Annotated in this window: 5 protein-coding genes; all 5 read left to right on the forward strand. The window is 57.0% G+C overall.

The genetic code is table 11. From position 1 onward, the window contains the following. The first annotated feature begins 1 nt into the window (after position 1). Positions 2–1333, forward strand: coding sequence for a phosphoglucosamine mutase (gene glmM / locus VI895_02640; GenBank protein ID HLG18698.1), 1332 nt, complete (start codon positions 2–4; stop codon positions 1331–1333). Then, a complete protein-coding gene (locus VI895_02645; GenBank protein ID HLG18699.1) occupies positions 1330–2055 on the forward strand; it encodes a pyridoxine 5'-phosphate synthase in 726 nt (241 codons plus the stop codon). The genes glmM and VI895_02645 overlap by 4 nt, the downstream gene beginning before the upstream one ends. Before the next feature lie 108 nt (positions 2056–2163). Next, positions 2164–3702, forward strand: coding sequence for an NAD(P)H-hydrate dehydratase (locus VI895_02650; GenBank protein HLG18700.1), 1539 nt, complete (start codon positions 2164–2166; stop codon positions 3700–3702). 14 nt (positions 3703–3716) lie between these two features. Beyond that, positions 3717–4193: a tRNA (adenosine(37)-N6)-threonylcarbamoyltransferase complex ATPase subunit type 1 TsaE gene (tsaE, locus tag VI895_02655; GenBank protein ID HLG18701.1), complete on the forward strand. Its 477-nt coding sequence runs from the start codon at positions 3717–3719 to the stop codon at positions 4191–4193. After that, positions 4190–5641: a HEAT repeat domain-containing protein gene (locus VI895_02660; protein HLG18702.1), complete on the forward strand. Its 1452-nt coding sequence runs from the start codon at positions 4190–4192 to the stop codon at positions 5639–5641. Before tsaE ends, VI895_02660 begins: the two co-directional genes overlap by 4 nt. The last annotated feature ends 8 nt before the right edge of the window (positions 5642–5649 follow it).

Raw genomic sequence — 5649 nt, forward strand, 5'->3', positions numbered from 1 at the left:
CATTCGAGGAACCGCCAATGAAGAACCGATGTCGGTCGACACGATCCTCAAAGTGGGTCGCGCGGCGGCTTGCGTGTTTCGCCGAGCGGATGACCGCCGGCATAAAGTTCTGATCGGAAAAGACACGCGCCTTTCGGGATACATGTTTGAGACGGCGCTGGCTTCCGGTCTCTGCTCCATGGGCGTGGATGTAGTTCTCTTGGGGCCCGTGCCGACCCCGGCTGTCGCGTTCTTGACGAACGACATGCGCGCCGACGCCGGCGTCATGATTTCGGCCTCGCACAATCCCTACAACGACAACGGCATCAAATTTTTCGGCCCGGACGGTTTCAAATTGGCGGACGCCGTGGAGGAATCGATCGAACAGCTTGTGATGTCGGACGCGGAGCTGGACCGTCGGCGCCCCGACGCGGAAGCCGTCGGAAAGGCCCACCGCTTGGAAGACGCGCGAGGCCGTTACATCTCGTATCTCAAACATAATTTTCCCCGGCAGCTTTCGTTGGACGGCGTGAAAATGGTGGTCGACTGCGCTCACGGCGCCGCTTACAAGATCGCACCGGTTGTATTTTCCGAATTGGGAGCGGATGTGACCGTGATCAGCGCCAAACCGAACGGAAAGAACATCAACGAGAATTGCGGCGCGGTGCATCCCCAAAAAATGATTGCGAAGGTGAAAGAAGCGCACGCCCGGATCGGGCTCGCCCTCGACGGCGACGCGGATCGTGTGGTGGTTTGTGATGAAACGGGCAGGATTTTCGACGGCGACGATCTTCTGGCCATTTTGGCCGAGTCGATGAAAAAGCGGGGCGAGCTCAAGAACGGCGTGGTGGGAACCGTCATGAGCAATTTCGGTCTGGAGAAGCGTCTGGAAGGCAAGAAGATCCCGTTTCACCGAGCCCCGGTAGGGGACCGATATGTCGTCGAAAAAATGAAGGAGACCGGGGCCGAGTTAGGGGGAGAACCGTCCGGCCACATCGTGAACTTGCTCCGAAGTACGACGGGCGACGGCATTCTGACCTGCGTGCTCTTGCTTGCCGAACTTCGGCGGCAGGGGAAACCACTCTCGTCTTTTTACGGTCAATTCGACCGCTATCCGCAGGAGCTTCGAAACGTAGAAGTTCGCGAGAAAAGGGCGCTGGAAAAAATTTCGCCCGTGACGAAGAGCATTCGGCAGGCGGAGAAACGTCTCAATGGAACGGGCCGGGTGCTGGTCCGTTACTCGGGAACGGAAGCCAAGATTCGTGTGATGGTCGAAGGAGAAGATCATAAGCTCGTTTCTGAGTTGGCGGATGAGATCGCCACGGTGATTCAGGAAGAGATTGGCGCTTCATGACGGCAAAACTCGGCGTCAACATCGATCATGTAGCCACACTTCGCCAGGCCCGGCGGACGAAATATCCGGATCCGGTGGCCGCCGCCGTGCTCGCGGAAATGGCCGGAGTGGATAATATTACCTGCCATCTTCGTGAAGATCGTCGCCACATTCAGGATCGCGACGTCCGGCTCCTGCGCGACATCGTGCAGACCGAACTCAATCTTGAAATGGCGGCGACACAGGAAATGCTTCGATTCGCTCTCGATTTAAAGCCGGACACCGTGACGCTGGTTCCCGAGCGGCGGGAAGAGCTGACGACGGAAGGTGGCCTCAATCTCACTCAGCAGAAAGATTCGTTTGGAAAAAGCGTCGCTCTTCTTCGCGAAGCCGGGATCCTCGTTTCCCTTTTCGTGGATCCGGAAACGGATGCGATCAAGCTGGCGCATCGATTTGGCGCGCAGGCGATTGAGATTCATACGGGGCGATACGCCAACGCCGTGCGTGCCGTCGATCGGAAGAACGAGGTGGCGCGAATCATCGAGGCGGTTCAATTCGCGGCAAAATTGAAATTGGGCGTGCACGCCGGCCATGGTTTGAACTCGTCGAATATCCAAGCGGTGGCGGCGATTCGCGAGATTGAGTCGTTTCAGATCGGCCATTCGATCGTCGCCCAGGCCGTCTTGATCGGTTTTGACCGGGCCGTACGCGAGATGAAGCAGCTCATCTTGCTCGCTTCTTGAGGTCTTAAGGGCTTGATATCACTGAAGCTCGGAAGTCTTCTCTGGGGGCGTTTTGCGCTCTTCTCAATCGTTCGCTGGGAGACTCAATTTAGGCTATAAGCATGTGCTGTGCGGATCGTTACGGCGGAAGAGATGCGCAGGCTCGACCGGTATGCCATCGAAAAAATAGGAATACCCGAAGCTGTTCTGATGGAAAGCGCCGGGCGGAGCGTATTCGCGGATATCCGGCGGCAAGAAGGGAAACTTGCCGATCGATCCGTGGCTGTTTTTTGCGGAAACGGGAATAACGGCGGGGACGGTTTTGTCATCGCTCGCTATCTTTCGATGGCGGGTGCCCGTGTGGAGATTTTCTTGCTCGGAGGTCGGCCGAAAAAAGATCCCGCGCTTCAAAATCTCAAGATCCTCGAAAAAATGGAGGTTTACCCGGTCGAAATTCGCAATGCGACAGAACTCGCCAAGAATCTTCGAAGTCGCTCCTGGGAGATCGTCGTCGATTCGCTTTTTGGAACCGGCTTGAAGCGGCCGCTCACCGGGGTTTTCGCCGCCGCTGTCGAGGGGATCAATCGTTCGAGGGCGGCGGTATACGCCGTGGATATACCGTCCGGTCTCGATGCGGACAGCGGCGAGATTCTGGGAACGGCGGTTCAAGCCAAGTGCACCGTGACGTTCGCCTGCAAGAAGCGAGGGTTCTTCTTTCGGGAAGGCCCGGTGGTCAGCGGTGAAGTCATCGTGGCCGACATCTCCATCGATGAAAAATGGTGCGATGATGTCCGAGCCGCGCGGCTCTTCGAAACCGATCCGAGATCCATTCTCTCTCTTTTTCCTCCACGGCGGCTCGATTCGCACAAAGGGACCTACGGCCATGTCCTGGTGATCGCCGGATCCAAGGAAAAATCGGGCGCGTCGGTGCTGACCAGTCAGGCGGCTCTTCGAGCCGGCGCGGGACTTGTGACGCTGGCGGTTCCCGAAAGCGCTCATGCCATCGTGAAATCCCAGCTGGTCGAGGTTATGACCGAACCGTTGACCGACACGGACGGAAAATTGTCGGACAAGAATCTCCCGCGGCTTTTGGAACTGGCCCAAGGAAAGCAATCGGTCGTCATCGGGCCCGGCCTCATTCCGCATCCAGGGCTTTACGATCTTCTTCGAAAGTTTTTGGCTCAATTGAAAATACCCGTGGTTCTGGACGCCGACGGCTTAAACGTCTTCGGGAAAAAACTTGCGGCGGAAAGAAAATCTCTCCAAAAGGCGATTCTCACGCCTCATCCGGGGGAGATGGCGCGGATTTCCGGGAAAACGAACAAAGAAATTCAAAGCGACCGCATCGGGGTTGCGCGTGAAATGTCGGACCGGACCGGAGCGGTGGTCGTTCTCAAAGGGGCCCATTCGGTCATCGCGCTCCCCAACGGCGATACGTATCTGAACCCGACGGGGAACCCCGCCATGGCGACGGCCGGGATGGGGGATGTTTTGGCCGGTGTAGCGGGCGGATATTTGGGGCAGGGGCTCTCGATCGTGAATGCCGCGGTCGCGGCGGTCTTTCATCACGGTATGGCCGGAGATCGAGCCGTAATCAAGAAAGGGACGCGTGGCCTTCTGGCCCGCGACGTCATCGACGAATTTCCATCTCTTTCTCTTTCCCTATGAAGGCGGCCTGAACCATGAGTCACGGAACGCCGATTCAAGCTCAATCGCTGGAGGACACCCAACGCCTCGGGGTTCAATTGGGTGAACTCTTGAAGGCCGGCGATGTCATAGGCTTGGTTGGCCCCCTGGGAGTGGGTAAGACGGCGTTTGTCGGAGGAATGGCCCGGGGCGTGGGTGTGAACAGTGAATACGCCGTCACGAGTCCCACGTTCGTCTTCGCTCACATCTATCCGGGGAAGCTCCCGCTGTACCACATCGACCTTTATCGCGTAGAAAAGGAAAAAGAATTGGAAGGACTTGGACTGGACGAAATGATCGGAGGCGACGGAGTAGCGGTGATCGAATGGTTCGATCGATTCGATCGGATTTGGTCCGGCGACCGAGTCGAAATTGAAATGGCTTTTGGTTCATCCGGCCGGCGCCAGGTCGAAATTCGCCCGTTCGGAACCCGCGGCCGGGAGATCGTATCGCGGTGGGGGAGCGTTTCGTGAGAATCGAACTGATCGGCCTGGCTTATGATCGCGACACGGCCGATGCGGTGTGGTCGGGGATGTCGGCGCGCGAGGCGTACGACGTTATTTTGCGCGACGATTTTCGCCGCAAAGTCGATCCTCGCTCGCTCCTCTATCATAAGGGTCAGGTGGAACTTCTGGGGAACTTGGAAATGTTTCTCAAACAAGGAGGAGAAAACCTTTCTCTGGTCGAGCTGATGGCCCGGCGATTTTCGGCCGGCGTGGAAGACTTTCCCACCGGGCACGAGGACCTGGCATTTGATTTTCAGTTGATTCGGCACTTTTCGTCGCTCGCGATGGCGGACGATTTCATGGTGGCCGACACGTTTCTCCGCGAACTCCTCCGACGAATCGGATTCTTGAAAAACGGTTCCGCCTGGTCGCTGGTGGAGGCGCGGGATTTTGAAGGGATCGCCTCCGCGCTTCGGGACGTTCGGATGCAGGATATTCTGGACGCGGGGCACTCGGTGCCCAAAAGCGAAGGTATTTCGTTTGAAAATTTGGTCCGAAATTACATCGAGTTCCTGAGTTATTCCCGCAACAATCATCTTTCGCCTTTTTTTTACAACAGCGAATCGGACTTCAAGCGATGGGGGGATTTGAACGAACGGAAAAATCGTCGAAGCGAAATCATCGTGGACGCGTCGCTTCGCGGAAGGAAACCGGCGGCTCCCTCGGAGAAGCGAACCAAAAAAACCCCGCCGAAAACGCTGGACGTTCGCGGGCGGTTCAAACTGCGCCGAGAGATCGACGCGCTGCTGGAAGGACTTTCGGATCCGGACCCTCTCATTCGGCAGAAGGCGGCCGAAACCATCGGCGTTCTGGCCGAGCCGGAAATTCTTCCGCGCTTGATTGCGGCATTGACCGAAGCCGAAGCGGAAGTGCGCCAAGAAATCGTGCGGGCCATAGGGACTTTGCGAAATGTTCAAGTGACGGAGACGCTTCTGTCCGTCCTTGCACGCGATGAAGTGCTGAGCATTAAACTTACGGCGGCCGATGCGCTTCGAAGGCAGGGAGAGAAAAAACTTCTCCCGGTATTGTTGGACGAAATGGAAAGCGGCAGACCTCACGTAGGGGTTCTGCTGGCTTTTCACCCGGGGCTTTCAAAAGATCGTGTGACGATCGGGAGGCTTAAGACATTGTCGCTTCATGAAAATCCCGTCGTTCGTCGGGACGTCGCTTTTGTCGCCGGCCATTTGTCGGGAAACCCGGGTCAGAAAGAGGGGAAAGAGATTCTCCGGCGGCTGGTTCACGATCGGGACGATGAAACGCGGTGCAATGCGCTTTATTCGCTGTTGGAAATCGGGGATCGGGAAGTCGAATCGTACGCCCGGGAATGCGCTGAAGCCCCGTCCGAAATCATATGCCGTGCCGGCACGATCGTTCGGCATTGGACCGGGAAAAAGCCAAAAAACGGCTCTTCATGAAAAACATC

The organism is Bdellovibrionota bacterium (assembly GCA_035292885.1).
Classification (GTDB): domain Bacteria; phylum Bdellovibrionota_G; class JALEGL01; order JALEGL01; family DATDPG01; genus DATDPG01.